Source organism: Tabrizicola sp. (assembly GCF_030373185.1).
Taxonomy (GTDB): Bacteria; Pseudomonadota; Alphaproteobacteria; order Rhodobacterales; family Rhodobacteraceae; genus Tabrizicola.
In genome coordinates this window covers 101226-128224 of the sequence record NZ_JAUCZH010000005.1, presented here as the reverse complement: position 1 = coordinate 128224, position 26999 = coordinate 101226, and the positions used below count along the sequence as shown (strand labels likewise).

General features: G+C 63.5%; 24 protein-coding genes. 13 read left to right on the top strand and 11 right to left on the bottom strand.

All coding sequences use genetic code 11. The annotated features are described in order from the left end of the window. The first annotated feature begins 66 nt into the window (after positions 1-66). The 3 genes from QUV21_RS11615 (at position 67) to QUV21_RS11605 (ending at position 4586) form a co-directional block, all read left to right on the top strand. Positions 67-1281: an aminopeptidase P family protein gene (locus tag QUV21_RS11615; protein ID WP_300855104.1), complete on the top strand. Its 1215-nt coding sequence runs from the start codon at positions 67-69 to the stop codon at positions 1279-1281. A gap of 82 nt (positions 1282-1363) precedes the next feature. Beyond that, positions 1364-3529, top strand: coding sequence for an esterase-like activity of phytase family protein (locus QUV21_RS11610; protein WP_300855102.1), 2166 nt, complete (start codon positions 1364-1366; stop codon positions 3527-3529). Positions 3530-3659: 130 nt separating this feature from the next. Then, positions 3660-4586 carry a L,D-transpeptidase gene (locus QUV21_RS11605; protein WP_300855304.1) on the top strand — a complete coding sequence of 309 codons (927 nt, stop codon included), beginning with the start codon at positions 3660-3662 and terminating at the stop codon, positions 4584-4586. Here QUV21_RS11605 and QUV21_RS11600 read toward each other — a convergent pair. Continuing rightward, positions 4573-4914: a cupin domain-containing protein gene (locus tag QUV21_RS11600; protein WP_300855100.1), complete on the bottom strand. Its 342-nt coding sequence runs from the start codon at positions 4912-4914 to the stop codon at positions 4573-4575. The two genes, QUV21_RS11605 and QUV21_RS11600, sit on opposite strands and share 14 nt — an antisense overlap. Positions 4915-5073: 159 nt before the next feature. Between QUV21_RS11600 and panB the strand changes: the two genes are divergently transcribed. The 9 genes from panB to QUV21_RS11555 all read left to right on the top strand — a co-directional run bounded on the left by panB (position 5074) and on the right by QUV21_RS11555 (position 14297). Beyond that, positions 5074-5910, top strand: a complete 837-nt coding sequence (panB, locus tag QUV21_RS11595; RefSeq protein WP_300855098.1) for a 3-methyl-2-oxobutanoate hydroxymethyltransferase — start codon at positions 5074-5076, stop codon at positions 5908-5910. Next, positions 5907-6746 (top strand): pantoate--beta-alanine ligase, encoded by an 840-nt coding sequence (gene panC / locus QUV21_RS11590; RefSeq protein WP_300855096.1) that lies wholly within the window; start codon positions 5907-5909, stop codon positions 6744-6746. Before panB ends, panC begins: the two co-directional genes overlap by 4 nt. Positions 6747-7153: 407 nt before the next feature. Then, entirely contained in the window at positions 7154-8224 is a 1071-nt protein-coding gene (locus QUV21_RS11585; RefSeq protein ID WP_300855095.1) for a hypothetical protein, read from the top strand. Continuing rightward, positions 8225-9349 (top strand): hypothetical protein, encoded by a 1125-nt coding sequence (locus tag QUV21_RS11580; RefSeq protein ID WP_300855094.1) that lies wholly within the window; start codon positions 8225-8227, stop codon positions 9347-9349. 144 nt (positions 9350-9493) lie between these two features. Further along, positions 9494-11425 (top strand): ATP-binding protein, encoded by a 1932-nt coding sequence (locus QUV21_RS11575; protein WP_300855093.1) that lies wholly within the window; start codon positions 9494-9496, stop codon positions 11423-11425. Beyond that, a complete protein-coding gene (locus tag QUV21_RS11570; RefSeq protein WP_300855091.1) occupies positions 11425-11958 on the top strand; it encodes a hypothetical protein in 534 nt (177 codons plus the stop codon). Before QUV21_RS11575 ends, QUV21_RS11570 begins: the two co-directional genes overlap by 1 nt. Next, entirely contained in the window at positions 11955-13346 is a 1392-nt protein-coding gene (locus QUV21_RS11565) for a DUF6638 family protein (protein WP_300855089.1), read from the top strand. Before QUV21_RS11570 ends, QUV21_RS11565 begins: the two co-directional genes overlap by 4 nt. Beyond that, a complete protein-coding gene (locus QUV21_RS11560) occupies positions 13343-13621 on the top strand; it encodes a hypothetical protein (protein ID WP_300855087.1) in 279 nt (92 codons plus the stop codon). The genes QUV21_RS11565 and QUV21_RS11560 overlap by 4 nt, the downstream gene beginning before the upstream one ends. A 7-nt stretch (positions 13622-13628) precedes the next feature. Further along, positions 13629-14297, top strand: a complete 669-nt coding sequence (locus QUV21_RS11555; RefSeq protein WP_300855085.1) for a DUF1523 family protein — start codon at positions 13629-13631, stop codon at positions 14295-14297. Positions 14298-14344: 47 nt separating this feature from the next. Here QUV21_RS11555 and pheT read toward each other — a convergent pair whose 3' ends face one another. The 7 genes from pheT to argH all read right to left on the bottom strand — a co-directional run bounded on the left by pheT (position 14345) and on the right by argH (position 23586). After that, complete coding sequence (pheT, locus tag QUV21_RS11550) at positions 14345-16762, bottom strand: phenylalanine--tRNA ligase subunit beta (protein WP_300855082.1); 2418 nt, start codon at positions 16760-16762, stop codon at positions 14345-14347. A 65-nt stretch (positions 16763-16827) separates the two neighbouring features. Then, a complete protein-coding gene (locus tag QUV21_RS11545) occupies positions 16828-17610 on the bottom strand; it encodes a heparan-alpha-glucosaminide N-acetyltransferase (protein ID WP_300855080.1) in 783 nt (260 codons plus the stop codon). 51 nt (positions 17611-17661) lie between these two features. Next, on the bottom strand, positions 17662-20217 hold the full coding sequence (locus QUV21_RS11540; RefSeq protein ID WP_300855078.1) for a TIGR02302 family protein: 2556 nt from the start codon (positions 20215-20217) through the stop codon (positions 17662-17664). Positions 20218-20245: 28 nt separating this feature from the next. Beyond that, complete coding sequence (gene lysA / locus QUV21_RS11535) at positions 20246-21511, bottom strand: diaminopimelate decarboxylase (protein ID WP_300855077.1); 1266 nt, start codon at positions 21509-21511, stop codon at positions 20246-20248. Positions 21512-21565: 54 nt separating this feature from the next. Next, positions 21566-21883 carry a DUF2834 domain-containing protein gene (locus QUV21_RS11530; RefSeq protein WP_300855076.1) on the bottom strand — a complete coding sequence of 106 codons (318 nt, stop codon included), beginning with the start codon at positions 21881-21883 and terminating at the stop codon, positions 21566-21568. After that, complete coding sequence (locus tag QUV21_RS11525) at positions 21880-22029, bottom strand: hypothetical protein (protein ID WP_300855075.1); 150 nt, start codon at positions 22027-22029, stop codon at positions 21880-21882. The genes QUV21_RS11530 and QUV21_RS11525 overlap by 4 nt, the downstream gene beginning before the upstream one ends. Before the next feature lie 153 nt (positions 22030-22182). Next, positions 22183-23586 carry an argininosuccinate lyase gene (argH, locus tag QUV21_RS11520; protein WP_300855074.1) on the bottom strand — a complete coding sequence of 468 codons (1404 nt, stop codon included), beginning with the start codon at positions 23584-23586 and terminating at the stop codon, positions 22183-22185. Between the two features lie 23 nt (positions 23587-23609). Between argH and QUV21_RS11515 the strand changes: the two genes are divergently transcribed. Further along, positions 23610-24167 (top strand): TlpA disulfide reductase family protein, encoded by a 558-nt coding sequence (locus QUV21_RS11515; RefSeq protein WP_300855303.1) that lies wholly within the window; start codon positions 23610-23612, stop codon positions 24165-24167. 28 nt (positions 24168-24195) lie between these two features. Here QUV21_RS11515 and QUV21_RS11510 read toward each other — a convergent pair whose 3' ends face one another. The 3 genes from QUV21_RS11510 to QUV21_RS11500 form a co-directional block, all read right to left on the bottom strand. Further along, entirely contained in the window at positions 24196-24984 is a 789-nt protein-coding gene (locus QUV21_RS11510; RefSeq protein WP_300855073.1) for an exodeoxyribonuclease III, read from the bottom strand. 7 nt (positions 24985-24991) lie between these two features. Then, positions 24992-25972: an alpha/beta hydrolase gene (locus tag QUV21_RS11505; RefSeq protein ID WP_300855071.1), complete on the bottom strand. Its 981-nt coding sequence runs from the start codon at positions 25970-25972 to the stop codon at positions 24992-24994. 329 nt (positions 25973-26301) lie between these two features. Further along, positions 26302-26988, bottom strand: coding sequence for a response regulator transcription factor (locus tag QUV21_RS11500; protein WP_300855069.1), 687 nt, complete (start codon positions 26986-26988; stop codon positions 26302-26304). Positions 26989-26999 lie beyond the last annotated feature (11 nt).

The window sequence follows — 26999 nt, the reverse complement described above, 5'->3', positions numbered from 1 at the left end:
ACCGTCCTGTACGCCGGGACCTTTCGGGGTTCCGCAAGCAGCGTATCCCCGTGACGGAGGTCTGACATGACACTGAACCGACCCGCAATGTACCGCTTCCACAATGGTGGGGCGAAGGACACGCTTCCCTTTGCCGATCAGGAATACCACGACCGCCTTGAAGGCCTGCGCGAGATCATGGAGATGCACGAGCTGGACGCCGTGGTCCTGACCTCGATGCACAACGTCGCCTATTACTCGGGCTTTCTCTATTGCTCGTTCGGGCGGCCCTATGCCTGCGTCGTCACGAAAACCGAATGTGTGACGATCAGCGCCGGGATCGACGCGGGCCAGCCGTGGCGCCGGTCGATTGCCGACAACATCACCTATACCGACTGGACGCGCGACAACATGTGGCGTGCGGTGGCTTCGGTCACCGGCGAGGGCAAGAACATCGGCTGCGAGGCGGACCACCTGACGGTGGAGCGGATGGAGAAGCTGAACACCTTCCTGAAGCCGAAGAAGGGCATGGATATCGCGCCCGCGACGATGTTCCAGCGGATGAAGAAATCCCCGGCCGAGATCACCATGATCAAGCACGGCGCCAATGTGGCTGACGTGGGCGGCTATGCGATCCGCGAGGCGATCAAGGTCGGCGCGACCGAGCTGGAGGTTTCCATCGCCGGACGCGACGCGATGGAGCGCGAGATTGCCAAGCGCTTCCCCGATGCGGAATACCGTGACACATGGGTCTGGTTCCAGTCGGGCATCAACACCGACGGCGCGCATAACCCGGTGACGAACCGCAAGTTGCAGCATGGCGATATCCTCAGCCTCAACTGCTTTCCGATGATCAGCGGCTACTACACCGCGCTGGAACGCACGCTGTTCGTGGGCGAGGTGGATGATGCGTCAATGAAGGTCTGGCAGACCAACATCGACAGCCATGAATTCGGGATGAAGCTTCTGAAGCCCGGCGCGTCCTGCGCCGAGATCACCATGAAGATCAACGAGTTCCTGGCCGAACGGCAGATGCTGCAATACCGTACCTTCGGCTATGGGCATTCCTTCGGGATCCTGTCGCACTACTATGGCCGCGAGGCGGCGCTGGAACTGCGTGAGGATATCGACACGGTGCTGGAGCCCGGAATGGTCATCTCGATGGAGCCGATGCTGACGATCCCCGAAGGCATGCCGGGGGCCGGTGGCTACCGCGAGCATGACATCTTCGTCGTGACCGAGGACGAGCCCGAGGACATCACGCATTACCCTTACGGGCCTGCGTTCAACGTGGTGGCTTAACCAAAACATCATGACCCTGTCATGGAACTGATGCGATAGGCGGCCACTCGGGGCGGGACTTTTCAGCGAAAGGACCGCCCCGATGCAATTCAGACTCTGCCTGACCTCTGCACTTGCCCTTGCAACCGCATTGCCCGCAAGCGCCGAAATGGTGTTCAACCGGGTGGCGTCCCTTGCCACCCCGGCAAACATGGCCGAAGGCGAAGACCGTTCGCGCGAAACCAGCGCCGAGATCATCAGCGCCAGCGAAGACGGGATGGTTCTGGTATACACCGACAGCCCCTTGGGCGTGGTCGGGCTGGTCGACATAACCGACCCGAAAGCACCAAAGCCGATGGGGAATATCGACGTGGGTGGCGAGCCGACAACGGCCGTTTTCGTAGGCAGCATGATCTTTGCCGGCGTGAACACCTCGGAAAGCCTTGCGAACCCTTCGGGCAAACTGGTGACGGTTGACCCGGCGACAAAAGCGGTGGTGGCTGAATGTGACATCGGCGGACAGCCGGATGCGGTAGCGCGGGCGAAGGACGGATCCTTCCTTGCAATCGCCATAGAAAACGAGCGCGACGAAGACCTGAATGATGGCGCTCTGCCGCAGATGCCGGCGGGGTTTGTGGTCAAGCTGCCAATCACCGGGGGCGTTGCGGATTGCGCGGCCATGCAGAGGATCGACCTGACCGGTCTGGCCGACGTGGCCGGTGATGACCCTGAACCGGAATATGTGGACGTGAACCCGGCGGGCGAGATTGTCGTCACCTTGCAGGAAAACAACCACATCGTTGTCATCGGCGCGGATGGGGTGGTCTCTGGCCATTTCAGTGCAGGTGCGGTGGACCTGACCGGAATTGACACCGGGCGTGACGGGAAAATGGATTTCTCGGGCGCAAAGATGGGTGTGCCACGCGAACCGGACGCGGTGAAATGGGTGGACGCGGATCATTTCGTGACGGCAAACGAGGGCGACTGGAAGGGCGGCTCTCGTGGCTTCACCATCTTCAATCGCGATGGATCAGTGGCCTACGACTCGGGTTCAAGCCTCGAACATGCCATGGTGGCGATGGGGCATTACCCGGATCACCGCAATTCAAAGGGCGTGGAACTGGAATCGGTCGAGGTCGCCACGTTTGATGGTGTCCCGCATCTGTTTGTCGCATCCGAACGCGCATCGCTTGTCGCAGTCTATGACCTGACGAACCCGGCTGCGCCGGTGCTGAAGCAGATCCTGCCCTCGGGCATCAGCCCCGAAGGCATGGTGGCGATCCCGGCGCGAAACCTGTTTGCCACGGCAAACGAAGTCGACCTGCGGGCCGACGGTCTGGCCCCGGCGCATGTCATGGTCTACGCGCGGGCCGAAGGCGTTGCAGCCTATCCGACGATCACCAGCGCAGGGACGGACACGCTGATCGGCTGGGCGGCCCTGTCGGGGCTGGCAGCCGATCCGGCAGAGGCGGGCAAGCTATATGCGGTCAGCGATTCCGCCCTGTCCGCTGCGCCGACAATCTACACCATCGACGCAAGCCAGGCCCCGGCAAGGATCACTGCGGCAACCGTGGTAACACGCGGCGGTGAAACGGCACAAAAGCTGGATCTGGAGGGGATCACCTCGGATGGAGAAGGCGGGTTCTGGCTGGCCTCGGAAGGTCGCAGCGACCGGCTGATCCCGCATGCGCTGCTGCATGTGGATGCCGACGGCAAGATCACCAAGGAAATCCCGCTGCCCGAAGTTCTGCTTGATCAGGAAATCCGCTTTGGATTTGAAGGCGTGACCAAGGTTGGCGATGTCCTGTGGCTGGCCGTCCAGCGCGAATGGCAGGACGATCCGGCGGGGATGGTCAAGCTTCTGGCCTATGACATCACGAATGCCAGCTGGACAGCGGTGCATTACCCGCTGGATGCGCCGGGCGAGGGTGCCTGGATGGGGCTGTCAGAGATCACGTTGTCGGGCGATCATCTCTATCTGATCGAGCGGGACAACCAGAATGCCGACCGGGCCGCAACCAAAAAGCTGACGCGCGTGGCTCTGGCCGATCTGGCGCCCGCCCCCTTGGGTGGCCCGCTGCCGGTGGTCACCAAGGAACTGGTCCGCGACCTGATCCCCGACCTGAACCTGCACGGCGGCTATACCTCCGAGAAGGTCGAAGGCTTTGCCGTGGACGCCGCAGGCATCGGCTGGCTGGTAACCGACAATGACGGGACCAACGACAGCAGCGGCGAAACCTACTTCTGGTCGATCGGCGCGCTGAACTGATCACACACCATCTGCCGCCCCGGATTCAGCGGGAATCCTGCTCCGGGGCGGCAGCTATCGGAAAGATTCAGCAAATTTTTCCACTTGGGGGTTGACGCAGGGCCACCCGCGTGGCGCAAGCTGCGGCCAACTGCCACAAACCAGAGTAGTCCAAGTGTCCCCTGTCCTTGCCCGGATCTTCGCGATCCTTGCCCTTCCTTTGCTTGCAGCCTGCGCCGGAACCCCGAAAGCGCCCGAAGCGCCACCCGTGGTCCCCGGATATGAGGGTATTCAGGATGGAGAGTTCTTCATCGAACCCGTCCCCGCCCAATATCTTTACGAAGGCAACCGCAGGGAAGAAGTGGCCTATGCCGGCGACGATCAGCCGGGGACGATCGTTGTCGACACCTATTCGCGCAAGCTCTATCTGGTGATGGAAGGGGGCCGCGCCATGCGCTATCCCATCGCCGTGGGGCGCGAAGGACTGTCGTTTCGTGGCACGGGCGTGATCGGTCGCAAGGCGGAATGGCCCGCCTGGCAGCCGACCGCCAACATGGTCCGCACCCGGCCCGACCTATACGCTGCCTATGCCGGAGGCCTTCCGGGTGGCCTGACGAATCCGCTTGGCGCACGGGCGCTCTATCTTTACCGCGGCGGTCGCGACACGATGTTCCGCATCCACGGCACCGCCGATGCCGCCTCCATCGGCTATGCAACCAGCGCCGGCTGTATCCGCCTGTTCAATCAGGACGCGATCGACCTGTATTCACGCGCCGACAATGGAACCAGGGTCAAGGTGCGGACCGAAGCGGAAAGCCTTGCCATCGAAGGCCCGCAGATGAGCGATGCCTACGGCCGCCTCGTTTCCTCGACACCCGAAAACATCTCCAAGAAAGAACGTGATCTGGAACAGATCGCGCGGCAGGCGGAACGCGACCGGGAAGCCGCCGCAAAGGCCGACAAGCAGCGCCTTGCCGCTTGCGCACGCCGCGGGATTGATCCGGCAGATTGCGCCAGGCCGCAATTGCCGGCTGACGTTGTCACTGTCGGAACTTCCGACAGCTTCACGAGCGGATAACGTAGTCCTTCAGGGTGGTTTCCACCACCTCCCAGATGCCTGAAAACCCCGGGCGGATCAGATAGCTGTCACCTGCCCGCAGGTGGGTGACGCTGCCATCCTCGCCGGTCAGGATCGAATGGCCGGAATGGATATGGACATATTCCCATTCTGCATAGCTGATCCGCCAGGCACCGGGCGTGCTTTGCCAAAGGCCAGAATAAAGGCCGTCCCTGTCCTCGGCGTTCCACGTCGTATGCACCGGATCGCCCCTGACAACCTTGGCTGGGTCCGGACGGCTGACTTCGGGCGTGATCCCCTCTCGGCTCAGGCGTTCTACAAGTGGCATCGGTGCATCCTTTCCTTTGACCGCATTGGCCGCGTCCGGGCCTTCAGCGTCAAGCCCCCCAACGCGCCCGACGCTGCGCTGCGGCGCAATCTTGTTGCGGTGACAGGTTGCTTATGCCCATATGTCAGGCAAACCGCGAACCGCCTCCGGAGACCGCTGATGAGTGCGACTTCCCCCGTCCGCCCGGTGCTGCCGCCCGACATCCGCGCCCGCAAGGGGACGACTCCGCTGGTTGTCCTGACCGCCTACTCCACCCCAGTCGCCCGACTGGTCGACGCGCATTGCGACGTGGTGCTGGTGGGGGATTCCGTCGGGATGGTGATCCACGGCCTGCCCTCGACTCTTGGCGTGACGATGGAGATGATGATCCTGCATGGCCGGGCGGTTGTCCGGGGTGCCGAAAAGGCGATGCCGGTGATCGACATGCCCTTCGGCAGCTATGAGGAAAGTCCGGCCCAAGCCTTCCGCAATGCCAGCCGCCTGATGGCCGAAACCGGCGCGCCTGCGGTCAAGCTGGAAGGTGGGCTGCATATGGCCGAAACGATCGCCTTCCTTACGGCGCGCGGCGTGCCGGTGATGGCGCATGTCGGCCTGACTCCGCAGGCTGTCAATACGCTGGGCGGCTACAAGGTGGTGGGCCGCGACAAGGATGCCGACAAAGTCATGGCCGACGCCCGCGCGGTCGAAGCTGCCGGGGCGTTCTCGGTCGTGCTGGAAAAGGTGCCGATGGGCCTTGCCGGCAATATCACCCGCGCCCTGACGATCCCCACCATCGGGATCGGTGCCGGCAAGGATTGTGACGGTCAGGTGCTCGTGGTCGATGACATGCTGGGCCTGTTCACCGATTTCCGCCCGAAATTCGTCAAACGCTATGCTGAACTGGGCAAGACCGCGGATGAGGCGATTGCCGCCTATGCCGCCGACGTGCGCAACGGAGCGTTCCCGGCGGCGGAACATGCCTTCCCCGATGTCCTGCCGGGCAAGGACAGCCCATGACCCCAATCTTGCGGACGGTGGCCGACCTCCGCGCCCTGGCGCGCGGATGGAAGGCCAAGGGCGAAACCATCGGCGTGGTGCCGACAATGGGCGCGTTGCACGAGGGGCATCTGTCCCTCGCCCGCAGGGCGCGCAAGGAATGTGACCGGGTGATCACCACGATCTTCGTGAACCCAAAGCAGTTCAACAACCCCGATGACCTGAAGAAATACCCCCGCAGCGAAGACGCAGACGCACGCCTGCTTGCGACAGTGCCGGTCGACGTCATTTTCGCCCCCCCGGTGGATCAGGTCTACCCGGATGGCTTCATCACCACCGTCTCTATGGCCGGAGTGGCGCAGCCGCTGGAAGGCCACATGCGGCCCGGCCACTTTGACGGCGTGGCAACAGTGGTGACCAAGCTCTTTGGAATGTCCTTGGCCGACCGTGGCTATTTCGGCCAGAAAGACTGGCAGCAGTTGCAGGTCGTGCTGCGGTTGGTGCGGGATCTGAACGTGCCGGTCGAGGTGGTGGGCTGCGAGACGATCCGCGAGGCTGACGGACTTGCCATGTCATCGCGCAACATTCGCCTGACCGCAGCGGGCCGCGCCAAGGCTCCGGTCCTTTATGCAGCCATCACCGCCGCAGCCACGGATATCCGCTCTGGTCACGCCGACCGCATGGCCATTCGCGAAGCCGCCGAGACCATGCGCAAGGCGGGCTTCGAGCGGGTGGAATACATCGAGTTGCGCGACGCCGAGACTCTGATGCCATCGGACGACCCACGACGCCCGCGCCGGATGCTGGCCGCGGCCTGGATCGACGGCGTACGCCTGATCGACAACATCCCCGTCTGAAACATCCCCGTCTGAAATCGCACGCGGTCCGCGCAAGTCGTTCCTCTCGTCGTCGCGTGCCGCTCCTTCTCGGTTGACGAGGGGCCAGCCCCTCGAGCTCCCCGGAGTATTTGCAAAAAGCGCAAAGGCATCTGCTCTTTTCAAAAATACTTCCGCCGGAGGCCCGCCCGAGCCGGTTGGCCGGAACGGCCAGAGGCGAGACAGGCCTTCGCAGCCGCGCGCGCATGCGCGGCTGCTCGATCGGGATCCCGCAACTGGCCCTGGGCGCGGGTATTCAGGACTTGGCGAGCGGGCTCAGTTGCGGCAAGACTTGTGCCGATGGCCGGGTGCGAAAAATCCTGGGGTAGATTGATGTAATCCACCGTTACATCACTATGTGATGCAGGCGGTATTCAACGGAGGGCGGAATGGCCGATTTCGAAACGCAGATCAAGGAAAGTCAGGCGCAGGTTGCTGAAGCGCAGGCGAAGATCAGTGCCATCACCAGCCGGATCGAAGCGGCCCGTTCCAGGCTGGACGAGGGGATCACTCTCGACGTTGAGAACGCGACTCTGGACGACGTTCACAAACACACCGACCTTATGAACGCCAATATTGCCGAGCTTATCATGGGGCTTGATGATGTCACCGCCGGATTCTCTCGGGAATTCAGTGAGATGCGATCAAAGACCGGGATGGAAAGCTTCATCGGCATCTTCTCCAGCGCCAAAGCGGAATCGATGCGCCAGGAGCGGATGCGCGCGGCTTCGGTCGACGACAAGTTGCAGGATCTGATTTCAAAGTCCGACGTGATCGTCAGGCTGCTGCAGGGGCAGCTGGATCTCTTGAACACCCAGAAGACGCGGGTGGAGGGCAACCTTGCATCGACCTTGAGCGACCGGGAAGATACGGTAGGCGCGCTGGAAGCCGTGCGGGCCGAGGTCGCGGCGCTGGACCCGAAGATCATCGAGTTGGAGAACAGGATCGCGGTGGAACAGGACGCGGCAGCGCGGACCAAACTTGAAACCGAGCTTGCGACGCTGAATGCCCGCTATAATGCGCTGGTGCAGGACGAGCAGGTGAAGCTGGCCAAGTCGCAAACGCTGGAGCGCTATATCGAGAAGGGCAAGACCTGGGTCGACAGCTTGCAGAACCAGGCGGCGACGCAACTGGTGCTGATCAACAAGCTGCAAACGGACACCAAGCAGCGGGTGGTCCTTTACGATGCGCTGACCTCAAGCCTCAAGACCGCCCAACAGCAGGATGTGGCGCACCGGATCAACGAGATTGGCGTCCAGACCGACCAGGAGGCGCAGACCGCCATGGCCGCGATCGGGGCGGCGACCAATGCCAAGATGGCCGACATGCTGGAGCGCCATGAAGACCACATGGTCTTTGCCCGCCAGATCCTTGAACAGAAGGCCAAGGCCGACGAACGCTTTGCCCGCCGCTTTGCCGCCATTGTCGAAAAGCACGACAAGAACGCCTACGGTGGCTGAGTGGAAGACGAGGTCAAGGATCGGCTGACGTCTGACCACGCCGAGCTTTACGACACGCTCGTCGCGCGGCGTTACTTCGCCAAGTTCGACCGGATCTCCGGCAATCTGGGCCGGGTGGCGGCAGAGCTGGAGAGCGAGGGTCGGCTGACGCGGACCGAGGCGCGGCTATTGGGGGGTTACCTCAAGGCCGTGGCGGGGACGTTCCGCGCCTTGTCGCACAAATACCTGATGACGGGCCGCGGCGAAGCCGCGCCAAGGTTGACCATCGACCGGCATGAAAGCGGCTTTCCCGTCGCGCAAGAGTTGATGGTCATGGCCGTGGATGCCCAGCAGGCCGCGCGGCATCTGGCCGGGATGCCGTCAGAGACAGAGTTGAAAGACCGGATGGTCCGGCAGATTGTGGGGGATCTGACGATCCCGACCGCGCTGCAATTCGCGCTCAGCCAGCGCTACTACTATGAGGCGCTGGCGGCAGGCGGGATCTTCTGGGCGCGGAATGACCCTGACGCACAATGGCTGCAAAACCTTGGGGAGCGCCGGCACTATCTGGTGCATTGGGCGGTCTGGGATACGCAAGCAAACCTGCCAGTGGTCTATCTGATGGACCTTGAAGACAGCGGCCGAAAACCGCTGCCGAATGATGCCTACCGCTGGCCGCAGGTGCAGGCCGCGCTGATGGCTCAGGCGCTTGGCGGGCTGAAACTGCTCACCATCGCAAACGGGTTCGACAAGGACTTTGCTGACCTTCATCCCAAACGGCTGCGGCGGATCACGCTTGGCCCGATGTATTCGGCCAGCTTCACTCTGCAATCCGGGCCTATTTCCAAAGTCCTGGAAGGGGCCAATTCGCCCGAGGGCCAGGACTGGGCCTTGGTCTGGACAGTCGAGGATCTGGTCACCGACCGCGAGGAAGCGGTGAAGGACGGCTGGTTCTCATCCTCGGTCCGGCAGGTCTACAAGCTTGACCCGGTGGCCGGGGCGGAGTTGGGAGCGACGCGGCAGGACCGGATGATTGTCCTGCCCGAGCGGCCGTATCAGGTGCTGGTGGAACAGGATCCGAAAAGCCTGCGTGGACTGCGCAAATTCGTGGTCGGTGCCGGAGGGCGATTGATTCCGACCGTTTGACATGCGGCAAGGGCCGGGGGCCAGCCCCCGGACCCCCGGAGTATTTGAGAAAAGAGCAATTACAAGGAGTCAGCTGTCTTGCTCTTTTTCCAAATACTCCCGCCGGAGGCGAAGGTATGGGCCGGGCGAGCGGCTGGAGGATAGATGACGACACGCGACACGATGGAACTGAAGGAAGACTTGATCCGGGCGCAGTATGAGGCGGCGCTGGGGATGGTTCTGGGCTTTGATCACGCGCCGCGTCTGGCGAAGCCTCTGGTGGAGGCCCCTGCGGCGGCAGAGCGGTCGCCGGGCATCGGCACACGGCCGCGGTTCCGGTCCACCGTGGCCGGAATGGCGACCCGCTCCACGGCGCGGCCCGGTGGGGTGCGGCTCGCGGAACGCGTCGAGGGTTTGGGCGACGGGCTGGTTACTCCGGTGCAGGCGGCTTGTCTGAACGCCTTGCGCCGGTCGCTGGCGATTGCGCTGGCGATGGGCGAGACCTTCTCGGCCCGGTCGGGGCTGGCGGAGTTGAAGCGGGCGAACCTTGAGGGCCGGGTGCCGGAGCCCCGGCGCGCGGAGTTCGGCGAGTTGCTTGCGGGTGAAGCCCTGGTGGTTCTCTTCACCTTTGGGAACGCGCTGGCCTATCTGATCGCACCTCATGTCGGCTCGACGACCGTTGAACTCGGCGAGGTGGAGGAGGTGCTGACCGACAACGCTCCCCTGGCCTTGCAGGGGGCCTTGTGGGAGCTGGATCAGGACATCGGCGCGCTGGCGACGGATGACGTGAAGCTGGTGGCGGTGGTGTCGGCCTTTGCCGAGGCCCTGATGAAGAAGGTGCAGATCCGGGCGGAGAATGGCGCGCGGACGTCGGTTTTTACCTCCGGGTCATGGAAGGTGGAGGCGGATGGGCTGACCCTGTCCGGCTTCAAACCAGCCAAAGCCGCGAAGGGTGGCGTGATCGCCATGGCCTTCAAGAAACCACATGAGGTGGTGGGCAACCACATCGCCAAGTATCAGTCCTTGCGTCTGTCGAAGATGCTGATGGCCTATGACTTTGAACGCCGCCTGAACCCGTTTGCGGAGCTTGGCGGGTTCATCTTCACCTTCATGGGGGATGGCAAGCCCGGGACGGGGAAGACCACGCTGATTCAGATGATGGCGGGACTTCTGAACGATTACTGCAAGGTGGCGGGCTATCCGTTCCGCTATCAGAACTTCAGCATCGACCAGATCGACAGCTATCAGGGCAAGTCGGGGCAGAACGCCAAGGCGTTTATCGACGCGGTCTTGGACCCGTCAGTCATCGGCTTCGGGACCATCGACGACATCGACCAGGTGGCGGGCAAGCGGGGGGATCGGCAGTCCTCGGCGGGCCAGCAGGAGGTGACTGCGGTCTTCATGCAGGCCTTCGCCGGGGCGGGGACGGTGGTGCGGGGGAACTGCACCTTCGGGATGTTCTCCAACTACCCGGAGAACGTGGACGACGCGTTGCGGCAAAGGGCCGGGGCGCGGTTTCTGGTCGACGGGCCGCAAACGCGGGAGGATTACATTGATATCCTCTCGCTGTTGATGGGCAAGAACCATGCAATCCCGGTGGGCGATCATGAGTTGTTCGCGGCGCAGGAGATCAAGAAGGCTGTCGCCGCCAGCTTCGAGGGCCATTCGAAGCCACATGAGGAAGGCTTGCTGAAGGTCTGGGACAAGGTCCAAGGCGAGATCGGCAAGCTCGACACGCTGGCGAAGATGGGGGCCTACCTCAAGGCGATCCAGATGGCGGACGAGCGGTTCACGGGCCGGGCGATCAAGAACATCACCGATGCGGTGAAGGTCCGCGCGATGGACTTTGAACTCCCGGACGAGTGGATGGAGGAGCCGGACCTGTTCCTCTTCAAGCCCTATGACGAGAAGCTGGCGATGATCCGCGGGCTGATGACGCCGATCACGGTGGACATGGTGATCCAGGAGATCAACCGCTACGCGGATTCGGAGTTCCGCTATGCCGACAAGTCGGACGAGGTGGCGATTGAGGGGATGGTGCGGGACTTCGGGCGGCAGGAAGAGGCGAAGCGGCGGTATCTGGATGGGAGGGGGTGATGATCTTCGGCCGCAAGGGAGTCGACACTTCGCCCAACGGCGTCCGCGTCGGGAGCCTTATTCAGGCTTGCTTTGAGGTGCTGGATCGAGCTTCTGAGCTAGAAGCACTGCTTCGAAGCAATATCTATCCGCTCCTGAACAGCGAGGATTTGGAAGCCGGGCAAGCTCCAAATGGCGAGGAGAAATTCCTCCGTGAGGAAAGAAGACTAAGGTCTTTCCGACGACAATTGCTTTATGCGGAACTCCGGGTCGACGCATCGCTTCACAAAGTCGCTCTAGTCTTCGGCACTCAGCGGGAGCAATTAGAACCGTTGGATGGCTACTTCTTAACGAAGTTGGACCGCGCCATTTCCGACCACAAGGATGTGAGTGATCTGGACAGTTCAGATGCCACTCGGGACCTCGCTTCAAATTATCTTATCAAGGAGAACCGGTTTCCTTTTGGGGATCTCTTCGATGACAGAGAGTTGCGCATATTCTTCGGTAAGATCCGCAATGCGTTAGGTGACCTGATGCGCGGGCTGGCACAATGAAACGCCTCATCCAACGCGGTCTGATGTTCGGGAACCTGATCGAGGTCTCCTCTCCGGCCCTTGTCGAGCGCTACAACCGGGCGCTCAAGCATCTTACCGGCAAGACCACGAAGCTCGACGATTTCCACATCGACCTGTCCGGCTATTCGCCGGAAATCGGCGACGAATTCAACGACGACCTCTACCTCAACCCCAACGGGGCGAACCGGCAGTTCATCTTGCTGACCACCGCGCAGAAGGATGCGCCTTTGCTGAACATCAAGTTCTCCACCTCGCGCGGTATCCTGACCCAGTTCATCGAGACCAACGAGGCGCAGTTGTTTGCCCTGACCGCGCGGGATGCGGTGGCGGGGGAGTTGCAGAACTCGGTCTATTCGGTGGACACTCCCGCGAAGCTTTTCGATATCCGGCAGGTGACGGTCGAGGCGGATACGATCGGCGGGCATGTGGCGGATGCCGGGCGGCTGGCCAAGCTGATTGACCGGTTCCGGCAGGAGCCCGACGGCTGGCGCGATGATGTGCTGGTGGCCGAGATGATCGGGCTGGCGAAAAAGACCGGCGACGTGACGCGGGTGCCGATTGCATTGCCGGCGATGACGTTTGAGCAGCAGAACTTCTGGACCAGCCATTTCGGCGGGGTCTACATCTTTCGCGACGTGCGGTTTCCGGCGGCGATTTCAAGCCTCGACTGGCGCAGTCTGGGCGAGGTGCCGATGCCGCAGGTGATGGACCTGACGCATAGAAACCAGATCGCCGACTGGCTGGAACGCAACCAGCTGGCCGAGCCCATCGTGCAGGCGCGGGGGATGGATGCGGCGGCGGTGCTGCGGCAGAAGATGGATTTCATCCTGATCGATGCGGCGGACCGATTGGGGATCGAGGTGGGCGACGCGCGGCGGACAGAGTTGCGCAAGGTGGCCTATCGGCTGGGGTCATCCCTGCCGGAGGAATTCCTTGGGCTGGCGGCCCTGCTGCGCTGGGTGGAGGCCGGGGGGCCGTGGCCGAAGATCAACAGCGAACATCCGGCGTATTTCTACACCCTGCGGGGCAAGGCCGGGCCGAACCGTGATCTGGTGAACATGCTGTTGTCGGAACTGGCCCCGATGGACGTGCGGCAGATGTTTATCGTCCACAAGGAACTGTTTTACGCGCAATATGCGACGTGGAGCGAGAGCAAGAAAACTCATGTCGCCGATTTCCTGGCGCGGGAGTATCAAGTGGACAGAGAGGGCGCGCGGACGGCGCTGTTCGGGCCGGAACCGGGGATGGACGAATTGCACCGGCCGCAGATGACCGAGGGGCCGAAATCGGCGCGCCCGCTGAAAGGGGTGGCCGGGCCATGGGGGCAGGTCCAGCGTCCCCGGGATGAACGTGGAGGGCGGCGATGATCGGGTTTCTTCGGGCCATCCTGGCCTGGGCCGTGGTGGGGGGTGTGGCCTATTTCGTGCTGCGCATCTACGCGCGGTCGCTGCGACGCGAGGCGCTGGAGAAGGAATGGGATGCCGCCCCGCCCGAAGACGGCGATGCCGACGCGCGCGATGCCTTCATCGAAAAGGGCATGGAAGCCTATGAGGGCAGCTTGCGCAACCGGCTGCTGCTCATCATCTTCGTGCTGCCTTTCATCGGGATCGCGGCACTCCTATATCTGGTGAATTACGCATGAGGCCGCGATGCGCTATGTGAAATGGGCTTTCTGGACGACGCTGATCCTGACCATTGGGTCATTCCTGCACTATACGCTGCCGCAACATGACGTGGTGCGGGTCGTCGGCACCTATCAGGAGCGTCAGGATCTGAACGACTGGACGCGGATATTCTGGTCTTCGCCTGACGACCAGTCCAGCACGCTGGTCAACCGTGATGTGCAGTTCATCCAGACGATCCAGACCAACGGCAGGCCGATGGTCTACAGGAACGAGGATACGGGCTGGGGCTGGCCGCCCTATTTCAAGTTCGATACTGCCAGCCTGCAGACCGAGGCGGATGACCTGAAATCCACCGCAGAGACGCCGAAATGGGCCGTCGTAACACATTATGGTTGGCGCAATGAACTGATCTCGGTCTTCCCAAATGCGGTGGGCATCCGTCTGGCCGACGGGCCGGATGAAAGGATCATTCCGTGGTTCAACATCTTCTTCTTCGTGGCGCTGCTGCTTCTGGCGTTTCTGCTGCGCAAGATGTGGCTGCAATTCCGCGAACGGATGATTGATCCGGCGCTGGCCGATGCGGGCGAGGCGTGGGATTCGGTCGAGGCGCGGGCCGAGACCGCGAAGAAAGAAGCCCGTGGTTTCTTCGGGCGGACCCGGGCCTGGATCAACACCTGGCGGGCGAAGAAGTAGGGCAAGCGAGCGGAAGCCCCGGCCTGAAGCCGGGGCGGTCCGTCTGATCAGCCCCGCAAAGTGCCGCCGGTAGCCTTGGTCACCTTCTCGACGATCCTCGCGCTGACGGCCTCGATCTCGACCTCGGTCAGGGTGGCGGCGGTGGGTTGCAGGCGCACGGTCAGTGCGATGGACTTCTTGCCTGCGCCCATTTGCGCCTCGGCCTTGTCGCCCGTGAACTGGTCAAAGACGCGAACGCTTTCGATCAGCGCCTTGTCGGCACCAAGCGCTGCATTCACGGCGGTCAGCGCCTCGACGCGGGCATCCACGACGAAGGCGAAATCCCGGTCCACGGCTTGAAGATCAGAGATTGCCAGCGCGGGCCGGGTGGGCGTCTTCACCTTGGGCGCGGGGACATTGGCGACCAGAACGGTGAAGGCCACCGCCGGGCCTTTCACATCCATCGCCTGAAGGATGCGGGGGTGAACTTCACCAAAGGTGGCCATCACATTCGACCCAAGCCCGATCACCCCGGACCGGCCGGGATGCCACCAAGCGGCGGCCTTGCGGCTGATCTGGGTGCGGGCAGGCGCGCCAAGGGCGGCCAGCACCGCCTCGGCATCGGCCTTGGCGTCGAACACATCGACCATCCGGCGCGACCCGTGCGGGTCACGCGGGGCGGCGGCCCCGATCAGAAGGCCAGCCGCTTGCAGATGCTGTTCGCCCGGCTCGCCGCCGTGGAAGGCGGGGCCAACCTCAAAAAAGGCAAGGTCCATGAAGCCGCGCGCCTGATTGCGGGCTGCTGCCGCAAGAAGGCCGGGCAAGAGGTCAGGCCGCAGATGGGTCATTTCCGACGAGATCGGGTTATCGACCCGCACCACATCCGCCCCGCCGCCAAACAGCGCCGCCGCTTTCCCGTCAATGAAGCTGTAGGTCACACATTCATTGTAGCCCAGCGCCGCCAGTGTCCGCCGCGTGGTGCGTTCGCGCACCTGCACCGGCGTAAGGATCGGCTTTGGCACCCCCGGCAGGCGGCGGGCCATCGGGGCGCCCTGCAGCTTGGTCAGGCTGGCGATCCGGGCGACTTCTTCGATCAGATCCGCCTCGCCCAGAACGTCGGGACGCCATGAGGGCGGGGTCGCCATATCGCCGTCAAGCGTGAAGCCCAGCGCCGCCAGCGTGGCGCGCTGGGTTGCCTCGGGGATGTCCATCCCGACAAGGCTGATCACGCGGGCCGGGTTCAGCCGGTAGGCGCGGGTCGTGTCGATCGGTGCGCCGTCCTGCACCACCTCACCCGGCTCGCCGCCGCACAGATCAAGGATCATCTGCGTGGCCAGTTCAAGGCCCGGCAGGGTGAAGGCCGGATCAACGCCGCGCTCAAACCGATAGCGCGCGTCCGAGTTGATCTTCAGCGCGCGGCCCGTGGCGGCAATGGTGATCGGATCCCACCATGCGCTTTCAAGGAATACATCGGTCGTCTCCGGCGTGCAGCCCGAAGCTTCGCCGCCCATGATCCCGGCCAGCGATTCCGGCCCATGATCATCGGCGATGACCATCTGGCCTTCGCCAAGGCTGTAAGTCTTGCCGTCCAGCGCCAGAAGCGTCTCACCCGCCCTGGCCGGACGGATCACAAGATCGCCCTGCACCTTGGCCGCGTCAAAGACATGCAGCGGGCGGTTCAGCCCGAAGGTGAAGTAGTTGGTGATATCCACCAGGGCCGAGATCGGGCGCAGGCCGATTCCCTTCAGCCGTGCGGCCAGCCAGTCGGGCGAGGGGCCGTTCTTCACGCCACGGATCAGACGGCCAGCAAAATGCGGGCATCCCTTCGCCACCAGCGCCGGGTCGATCTTCACCGAAATCGGTGAGGCAAAGCGGCCCGGAACCGGAGTGACCTGGACCGGCGTCAACACCCCAAGACCGCGCGCGGCAAGATCACGGGCGATGCCGTGGATACCAAGGGCGTCGGGGCGGTTCGGGGTGACCTTGATCTCGATCACGGGGTCGTTCAACCCCTTCCAGTCGATGAACCGCGCCCCAAGCGGCGCGTCTGCGGGCAAATCGATGATGCCGTCATGATTGTCCGACAGCATCAGCTCGCGTTCGGAACACAGCATCCCGTTGGAATCCACGCCCCGGATATTGCCGGGCTTCAGGTCCACCCCGGTGCCGGGAACATGGGTGCCGACCGGGGCAAACACCCCGACAAGCCCGGTGCGGGCGTTTGGCGCACCGCAGACAACCTGCACCTCTTCCGTCCGGCCACCGGGGCCATCGGGGTAGGTCTCAACCCGGCACAGGCGCAGACGGTCGGCGTTGGGGTGCTGGACCGCTTCGATCACCCGGCAGATCCGAAAGGCCCCTAGTTGGGCGGCGGGGTCTTCCACGCCTTCGACCTCCAGCCCCAGATCGGTCAGCGCCTCGGCGAGGGCTTCGACGGTGGCCTTGGTGTCGAGGTGATCTTTCAGCCAGGACAGAGTGAATTTCATCTTGCAGGTTCCCGTAGCGGTGCGCCGCAGGGATTAGCGCAAAGGGCGGGCAAGGGGAAGCGGGCTTAGCCCCGGGTCGCCCAGACGAAGGCGTTGAAAAGCCCGAAAAGGATTGGCTGGTGGATCAGATAGATCACCAGACTGTGCTGGCCGGGAAATGCCATGATGCGCCACAGACGGGTGGGCGTCTGGCCTTGCCAGTGGTGCAGCCCGACAAGCTTGGCCAAGGCCAACCCCGCCAGGCAAGGCGCAAGCCATGGGACAAGCGGCACATAATCCCCCATCAAGGGGCGGTTTTCCGCAAGCCCCAGCCAGACCAGCGCCAACCCGTCAAACATCGGGCTTGGGTCCGCCCAGCCCAGCGCGAAGACCCCTGCCGCGACCGCAAGTGTGACCAGCCCGGGCAGGCGCAGAAATGCCAGCGCAATCAGGCCCGAGACTGCCAGCGCATGCAGGATGCCAAAGTGGATCGGCCCGCCCGGAACCAGCCAGAAACTTGCCAGCGTCACCAAGGCGGCGGCGGTGGCGATCTTGGCAAAACGCCACCAGAACGCCATCCAGCGGATACCCTGCCCATGCGCAAGCCAAAGGCTGACCCCAGAAAGAAACAGGAAACTGCCGGCCACCATCCGGGCAAAGTAATACCAGAACGGCTGATAGATCGTGTCAACCGGGACAAAGCCGAACAGCGCCAGATCGAAGGTAAAGTGAAACACCACCATACCGACCAGCGCGAGGCTGCGGGCAAGATCCAGCACGATCAGCCGTCCGGGGGGCAAAGGGGTGTCTGCTATGGCCATGCCGGTCAGACTGTCACGCAGATGGGTATTGGCCGCAACCCGTGCCAACGCCAACGGCCTGCTCTGCCTATTGCCCGAAGCCGGACGGCAGTCACGGTCTCAGAACAATTCCAGAAGGCGCTTGAGATAATCCAGCTCCTCGCCCGGGCGGGTCAGATCACCTGACCTGCGGCGGATTTCATCCAGCAGTTCCTGAGCGCGGGCGTTGGGGTCATTCTGCACCATGTTTTCATCCGACCCGATGCGCGCGCTGTCGCCTGGTCGGCGGCCCAAGGGATCACGCCCGTTCGGATCGGCGCTGCCAACGTCACGGTCGCCACCATTGGCTTCGCGGTTCTGGCGCTGTTCCTGCGCCAGCGCCTCGCCAAAATCGCGCAGCCCGTCACGCATGGCTTCCATCGCCTCGGCTTGACGGTCAAGCGCGCCGTCCAGATCGCCCTGGCGCAGCGCCCGTTCCGCGTCTTCCATCGCGCGGCCTGCGCGGTCAAGGTTGCGGCGGCCCTCTTCGCCCTGTTCGGTGCCGTTGCCCGGCAGATCGCCGCGTTGCAGATCATCAAGCCGTTCGCGAAGGTCGCGTTGCCGGTCGGTCAGTGACCCCTGCCCGCCTTGACCTTCGCCCTCACGCTCGTCGCCGTTCTGCCCGTCCTGCCCGTCCTGCTGTCCCGGTTGCTGACCACCCTCGCCGCGCTGCATGTCGCGGTAGGCGTCGTCGGACAGTTGCTGCTGGTCGCGCAGTGTTTCGCCCAGTTCCTGCATGCCCTGCTGTCCGGGAGAGCCTTGGCCCTGCCCGCCCTGACCCTGCACCACCTGCATGTTCTCCATGAACTCGCGCAGGCGTTCCATCAGTTCGGCGGCTTCGGCGGTGCGGCCTTCTTCCATCAGGCGCTGAAGTTCATCCAGCATCTCCTGCAACTGGTTGGCGGACATCTGCATGCCCTCCATGCCTTCCTGCTGCTGGCTGTCACCGGGATTGCGCTGCGCCTCCTGGGCCAGTTCGCGGGTGTATTCGTTCAGCGCCTGCTGCATTTCGCGCATCAACTGCTCGATTTCTTCGGGCGAGGCGCCGTTCTTGATCGCCTCGGCCAGACGGTCCTGCGCGCGTTGCAGCCGTTCAAGTGCGGATTGCAGATTGCCCTCTTCCACCATCAGCGCGATGGTCCACAGTTCTTCGGCAATCCGGTCACGGTCTTCGACCTTCAGGCTGGCTTGCTGTGCCTCCATGTCACGCATCAGCACACGAAGGCGCAGGAAGGCGCGGTCGTGGCGGATGAAGCCTTCGGGCCGGTGCGTTACGGCCTTCAGGATTTCCACCGCGCGGGGGGCGTTGATCCGGTTCCACAGGATATCGCGCCGCATCTCGATCAGGGCGGCGGCCAGCGGGTCAAAGAATCGCTTGCCATGCAGTGTGACCGAGTAGGGGTCAGACAGGCCTTCCTGCCCGGCCGCATCAACGGCGGCAAAGACCATGGTCACCGGCAGGTTGGCAAAGACATGCTTTGAAAGATCGTCAATCAGCGTCTCGGTGATGTCGGTCCGCTTGCCTGACAGCGGCATCGGCAGGTCAAGGACAACCGGCTCCACCGGTTCGGGATCGGGGCCAAGACCGTGGCGGCGGTCAACCTTGGCCAGATCAAGCGAGATCGTCACCCGGCCCGCCACAACGCCGTAATCATCCGTCGCACTGTAGCCTTGGCGAAAGCGCCCGTCCGCCTCGCGGCCCATGTCGCCCGAAACGGCTATCGTCGGCAGCCCGTCCGGCAGCGCGGTAATCTCCCACTCCCGGCCGCCCGGGCCTTCGATCGCCAAGCGGCCAGACCGGGTGACCGTCAGGTCATGCACACCTGCCATGCCATCAGGCGCAGCGGCAGCCGGAGTCGGCTCGGCCGTAACCAGCGGGGCGGTGGGCGGAGGTGGGGCATCGGCCACGGTCTGTGCAACGGCAAGGCTGCCCTCGGTGCCATAAAGCCTGATCTGCAGCCGGGTGCCTGTGGGCAGTTCCAATCCTTCGGCGGTGATGTCGTTCAGGTAAAGCGACGGCTTGCCGGTATAGGCGGGCGGCTGCGCCCAGCCTTCCCAGCTTGGTCCGCCCGGCATCGCCACCGCAGCCCCCGGCGCAAGGCCGGAAACCGAAGCGACGCGCCAGAATGACCCGAAGATCAGCGCCATGACAAAGGCCGTCAGCGCGACATAGCGCAGGCTGAACGGGTCACGCGATGACAGCCGCAGGTCGGGCGTTACCGGCTTGGCGGCGGCAGCGCGGGCGGCCATCCGGGCCTTGTGCGCCTCCCACACCGCCAGCGAGGCGGGATCATTTCTGCCAATCGCCTGCGTATCCAGAAGGGCGGCAATCGGACGGCCCGGCATCGTGGAATCAAGCCGCACCATCGCATCGGCCAGCGTCGGCTTGCGAAACTGTCGCAGCCCAAGCGCCAGCAGACCCAAGGCCAGCAGCAACGCCACCCCGCCCCCGATCTGCGCCCAGTGCAGCGGCCCAAGATCCTGCAACCCGAAGGCCAGAGCCGCAAGCACAGCCAGAAGCAACGACCACAACGGCCAGAACGCCCGGGCCAGCCGTTCGGCCCAAAGCCCGACCAGCGTCAGGCGCATCGGCCAGACGAGCGATTTCAGCGGCGGCTCTTGCGATTTTCCGGTCATGTAACCTGCCTTGGGACCGGACGGCGCGTCACAGCCACTCGGGTATGGTATCGCGGTTGAGGATTTCGTCAAAGGTTGGTCTGGCCCGAATGACGGCGAAGTGATCCCCGCTGACCAGAACTTCGGGGATCAGGGGCCGGGTGTTGTATTCCGACGCCATCACCGCGCCATAAGCCCCGGCGCTGCGGAAGGCGACCAGATCGCCCTCGGCCACCAAGGGCAGATCGCGGCCCTTGGCGAAAGTGTCGCCAGTTTCGCAAACCGGGCCAACCACGTCGAATTCCTGCGTGGGGGCTGCCACCGGGGGTTCAGCCACCGGGATGATGTCATGATGCGCGCCATACATCGACGGGCGGACAAGGTCGTTCATCGCGGCGTCGAGGATCAGGAAATCGCGGCCTTCGCCGTTCTTTATGTAGATGACCTTGGAGACAAGGATGCCCGCGTTCCCACTGATCAGGCGGCCCGGTTCGATCTCGATCTCGCAACCCAGATCGCCGACCGTGCGCTTGATCAGCGCACCGTAGTCGGTGGGCAGGGGCGGGGCTTCATTCGACCGGGCATAGGGGATGCCAAGCCCGCCGCCCAGATCAAGCCGGGTGATCGTATGGCCCTCGGACCGCAAACGGCGGGTCAGGTCGGCAACCTTGAGGTAGGCCTGTTCGAACGGTTCAAGTTCCGTCAACTGGCTGCCGATGTGGACATCGATCCCGATGACCTGAAGCCCCGGCAGGCGGGCAGCTTCGGCATAAACCTCGGACGCGCGGGCGATGGGGATGCCGAACTTGTTTTCCTTCTTGCCCGTCGCGATCTTTTCATGGGTCTTCGCGTCCACGTCCGGGTTGACGCGGATGGTGATGGGCGCGGTGACGCCAAGGCTGACCGCCACTTCGGACAGCGCCCGCATCTCGGGCTCTGATTCCACGTTGAACTGACGGATGCCTCCGGTCAGGGCCAGGCGCATTTCCTCGCGCGTCTTGCCGACACCGGAAAACACGATCCGGTCACCCGGCACCCCCGCCGCCTTGGCGCGCAGGTATTCGCCGGCGGAAACCACATCCATCCCGGCACCCAGATTGCCCAGCACCTTCAGCACCGCGACATTGGACAGCGACTTGATCGCGAAGCAGACCAGATGCGGCAGCGGGCTGAGCGCCTCGGAAAACAGGTGATAGTGGCGGGTCAGCGTGGCGGTGGAATAGACGTAGAACGGCGTGCCAACCGAGGCCGCGATATCGCTGATCGCCACATCCTCGGCGTGCAGGGTGCCGCTCTTGTAAAGAAAATGGTCCATTGCTCCGCCCCATATACCCTTGCCGCGTATAGCAGACGCGGCGGGCTTCGCAATTCACCCCTTGGGGCGCGACCGCAGGAACAGATAGAGCGGCAAACCGCAGCTGACGCCGATGCAGTAGGTGGCCGGGATCGCCACCAGATGCCACCAGGCCCGGCGCGAGATGGATTCGGCCAGCACCCAGACCGTCAACGCGATGGCCGCAATCGTCAGATCCCATGTCAGCCCGGTGGTCGAGGCGTTGACATACCACGCGTCAATCAACCCCCCAAGCCCAGTCCCGGTTTCGCGCATGTAGGTGACAAACCAATACATCGGATGCACCGCGCCCCAGATCGCAAGGGCAAGGTAGGCCAGCCGCAGCGGGGTCACTTGAACACGACGCCGATCTGCGCCTCGCCTGAAACCGCGATGCCCGGCTTTGGGGCGGGTTGCTCCGGCATGCCGTCCGCGCCGCATCCGGCAAGGGCAAGGCTGGCCGACAGGGCAAGGATCAAGGGCAGGGTCAGACAGGGCATCGGCAACCTCTGGGGCAAGGAGTGGAAAAGGACTGTGGCATCCACATCCGTTCCGGGCAAGGTACGGCAAACCGCATCTGGCTTGCCGAGATGGCCCGAAATTCTTCGCCGTAGAGTTTCGGGGCGCACGGCATATCCTTTGCGGCTAACCGGTCAGGGCAGACGTTCGGCCCACAGCGCAATCTGCGCGCGCACCTGATCAGGCGCGGTCCCACCGTAAGAGGTGCGGCTGCGGACCGAGTTTTCCACCCCCAGCACCGCAAACACATCCGCACGGATCCCGGCATGCACGGTCTGCATCTGGTCCAGCGTCAGGTCCGGCAGATCGACGCCCTTGGCTTCGGCCATCGCGACCAGCGTGCCGGTGACATGATGCGCCTCACGGAAGGGCAGGCCCAGTTCACGCACCAGCCAGTCGGCAAGATCGGTGGCGGTGGAAAACCCGCTTGCGGCAGCGGTGGCCAGTACCTCGCGGTTGGCGGTCATGTCACCGACCATGCCGGTCATCGCGGCAAGGCCCAGCATCAGGCTGTCGGCGGCGTCGAAGACCTGCTCCTTGTCTTCCTGCATGTCCTTGGAATAGGTCAGTGCAAGGCCCTTCATGATGGTGAACAGGGCCACCGTCGCCCCCAGAATCCGCCCCAGCTTGGCGCGCAGCAATTCGGCCGCGTCCGGGTTCTTCTTCTGCGGCATGATGCTGCTGCCGGTGGTCCATTTGTCGGACAGCCGCACAAAGCGGAATTGTGCTGAAGACCAGATCACCAGCTCTTCGGCAAAGCGCGACAGGTGCATGGCGCAGATACTGGAGGCGGCAAGGAACTCCAGCGCGAAGTCGCGGTCGGAAACCGAATCAAGGCTGTTGGCCGTGGGCCGGTCAAAGCCCAGCGCCTGCGCCGTCATGTGCCGGTCGATGGGAAAGCTGGTCCCCGCCAGCGCGGCCGCGCCAAGCGGACATTCGTTCATCCGCCGCCGCGCGTCTTCAAAGCGCGATCGGTCACGGGCGAACATCTCGACATAGGCCAACATGTGGTGGCCCCATGTCACCGGCTGGGCGGTTTGCAGATGGGTGAAGCCCGGCATCACCCAATCCGCACCCGCCTCGGCTTGGGCCAGAAACGCCTGCATCAACCCGGTTAGCCCCGCAATCGCCTGATCGCACTGGTCCCGGACCCAAAGCCGGAAATCCACTGCCACCTGATCATTCCGGCTGCGGCCGGTATGAAGCCGCTTGCCTGCATCACCGACAATCTCGGTCAGGCGGGATTCGATGTTCAGGTGAATGTCCTCAAGCTCGACCCGGAACGGGAACTTTCCGGTTTCAATCTCTGACAAGACCGTGAGAAGCCCTTCCCCGATCGCCTCGGCGTCCTTATTGCTCAGGATACCCGTGGCGGCCAACATGGCGGCATGGGCCCGGCTGCCTGCGATATCCTGCGCGTAAAGCCGCTTGTCGAACCCGATCGAGGCGTTGATCGCCTGCATGATCGCGTCCGGCCCAGCGGCAAAACGCCCGCCCCACATCTGGTTGGCGGAATTGGTGTCAGGGCGTTCGGTCATGGTGGCTGGCCTTCGGAGGGAATATCGTGCGGAAACTTGTGGTCGTCCTCTACACGGCCTTCCTTCTTGGTGCAAACGGGCTTGGTGCAAACGCGGTTGCCGCAGATGTGGCCGCTTTGCGCGACGGCGACATGAAGAAGCTGGCCATCCACATGTCCCCCGCCCAGGTGCCAGAGGTCGGGCTGGTCGATGCCGCTGATGCGCCCCGGTCGCTGGTGGAATATCGCGGGAAATGGGTGGTGCTGAACTTCTGGGCCACCTGGTGCGCGCCCTGCCGCCACGAGATGCCGTCGCTTGACCGGCTGCAAGCCGCAATGCCCGAGATTGCCGTGGTCCCGGTCGCAACAGGCCGCAACGCCGTTCCGGGGATTGAACGCTTCTTTGCCGAAGCCGAGATCAAGAACCTGCCCATCCTGCGCGACCCAAAGTCGGAACTGGCCCGCGCGATGGGGGTCATGGGGCTGCCGGTCACGGTGATCCTGAACACTGAAGGCCAGGAAGTCGCCCGGCTGATCGGCGACGCCGAATGGGACAGCGACAGCGCCAAGGCCGTGCTAAGGGCGCTGGCAGCGGGTCAGTAGCCACGTTCCTTCGAAGAAAATCGACTGCTCAAAGATCAAACGTCGCGAACACCGGCACATGGTCGCTGGGTTGTTCCCAGCCGCGCACCGGGCGCAGGATGCGGCTTTCGTGCGACGCGCCCATGATGTCGGGCGTGGCCCAGATGTGATCCAGCCGACGGCCCTTGTCGGCCCCGTCCCAGTCGGCGGCGCGGTAGCTCCACCAGCTGTAAAGCCGGCCATCGGGGATATGGGCGCGGGTCACGTCCTGCCAGCCGCCCGCCTCCATCACCGCGCCGAAATGTTCCACCTCGATCGGCGTGTGGCTCACGATCTTCAAAAGCGCCTTGTGGTTCCAGACATCATCTTCCCGAGGGGCGATGTTCAGGTCGCCGACAAGAATGGATCGGTCAGGCCGTTCCCAGCGGAAGAAGTCGCGCATCTCGGTCAGGTAATCCAGCTTCTGGCCGAATTTCACATTCTGTTCGCGGTCGGGAATGTCACCCCCGGCAGGGACATAGCAGTTGTGGATCGTCACCCCGTTTTCCAGCCGCGCCGCGACGTGGCGGGCGTGGCCAAGCTGGGCGAAATCCTTGTCGCCTGCGTCCATCAGCGGCAGCTTCGACAGGATCGCGACACCGTTATAACCCTTCTGCCCGCGCGCCACGATGTAGCGGTAGCCAAGCGCCTGAAACTGGCCAAGCGGAATGTTCTCCACGGGGCTTTTGCATTCCTGAAGACACAGGATGTCCGGGCTTTCCTCGGCCATCAGGCGCGCGACCAGCCCTTCACGCAGGCGGACCGAGTTGATGTTCCAAGTGGCAAGGGTAAAGGGCATGTGACTCTCAAGGGGTGTTCGGCGGGTTGGTCAGCGCGGCAAGGACGGCGATCAGGGCGGTGTGGAAGGCCTCCGGCGCCTCGATCTGCGGAATATGGCCGACCTCATCCAGAATGGAAAGCGGCGCTGCGGCCAGGCTGGCCAGCCGTTCGCCCTGTGCCAGCGGGGTCGTGGTGTCACGATCACCCCACAGGAAGGCGACCGGCAGGGTCAGCGCCTCCCACGCGGGCGGCTGCGTGGAAAGCGCGCCAACAGACGGCACCAGAAGGCTTGGCAGCCAGTCGGCAATCGCCGCCGTGGTGCCGGGCCGCCGCGACGGCTCCAACAGCATGGCCACGACTTCGGGCGTCGCGGCGTCCTTGCGGTGCAGAAACAGCCGCAACAGCGGGGCCAGGGCATAGGGGTTCGTCACACTGGCCGATACGGCAAGTTCCCGCATGAACGGGTTGCCAAGGGGCCAGGGCAGATCGCCGCCTTCGCGCCCGTCCAGCCCGATGGCACCCGACACGACCACCAGCCCGGCAAAGGCCACCGGGTCCAGCATCGCCGCTTCGGCCGCAGCCCCCGCGCCGAAGGAATGGGCCACCACGACGGGCTTCACCTCCAGCGCCGAGACCAGCGCCAGAAGGCGGCGCGCCTGGGTCTGGCGGCTGTAATCAGCCTTCGGATCACGGAACGACCAGCCCATCGGCGGCATGTCAAAGGCAATGGCCCGGTAACCTTCGGCCGCCAGCGCCGCCTGCGTCGGCCCCCACAGCCGCGACCAACCGACAGACCCATGCACCAAAAGCACCACGGGGCCAGCCTCTGGCCCGCTTTCCTCGATGTAGATCCGGCCAAGCCCGGTTTCGACCATGCGTCCTGCCTCGGGGATCCGGTCAGGCAGAATGGCAATTTCGCGCAGCATGGCGGCAAGACGCAGGCCAAGAAGCCCGATCCCCACGACGAAGACGCAGATTGTCAGAAGGCCGATGACATAGCGCATCATGCTTGGGTAGCAGAGCTATCAGGGGGCGGCAATGACCGATACCCGACCCTCGACCTTGAAAAAAGAGGCCGGGCAAGAAGCCCGGCCAGGTCCAACAGGGAGGATGCCGCGCCATGACCCCGACGCGACAAGGGGAACCCGTTGCACAACCTGTGCATGCGAAAAACGTAGCAAGCGAATCCGGCAACAATAAGCCCCAATCCGCAAGATTTCTGGGCTGTTGCATGGCAGCCGCACAAAACCGTGGCACTCGCGCAACAGCGGGACGCAGAAAGCTTCGACCCGGGATCGAAGCGCTGCGCCGGCACCTGATGCGGCCCGCCTGCCAGTCAGGCAACCAGACGGTAGCCGCCGCTTTCAGTCACAAGGATCCGTGCGTTCGAAGGATCAGGCTCGATCTTCTGGCGCAGACGGTAGATGTGGGTTTCAAGCGTGTGGGTCGTGACGCCTGCGTTGTAGCCCCAGACCTCGTGCAGAAGGACATCCCGCGCCACCACACCCTGACTGGCGCGGTAGAGGTATTTCAGGATGTTGGTCTCTTTTTCGGTCAGACGAATCTTCTTGTCCTTTTCGTCGATCAGCATCTTCTGGGCAGGCTTGAAGGTATATGGCCCCATCTGGAAGATCGCGTCTTCCGACTGTTCATGCGTGCGCAACTGCGCCCGGATGCGGGCCAGAAGGACCGGGAACTTGAACGGCTTGGTCACATAGTCATTGGCGCCCGCGTCCAGCCCCAGAATGGTGTCGCTGTCAGTGTCATGGCCGGTCAGCATCAGGATCGGGCATTTCACCCCGCTTTTGCGCATCCGGCGGCACAGCTCGCGTCCGTCAGTATCGGGCAGACCCACATCAAGGATCACCAGATCGAACAGCCCGGCCTTGGTCTTTTCCATGCCTTCGGCACCGGTTCCGGCCTCGAACACGTCAAAGTCTTCGGTCATGACCAGTTGCTCGCTCAGCGCTTCGCGCAGGTCATCATCGTCGTCAACCAACAGGATCTTCCGTAGTCCGGCCATGAGTGCCTCCA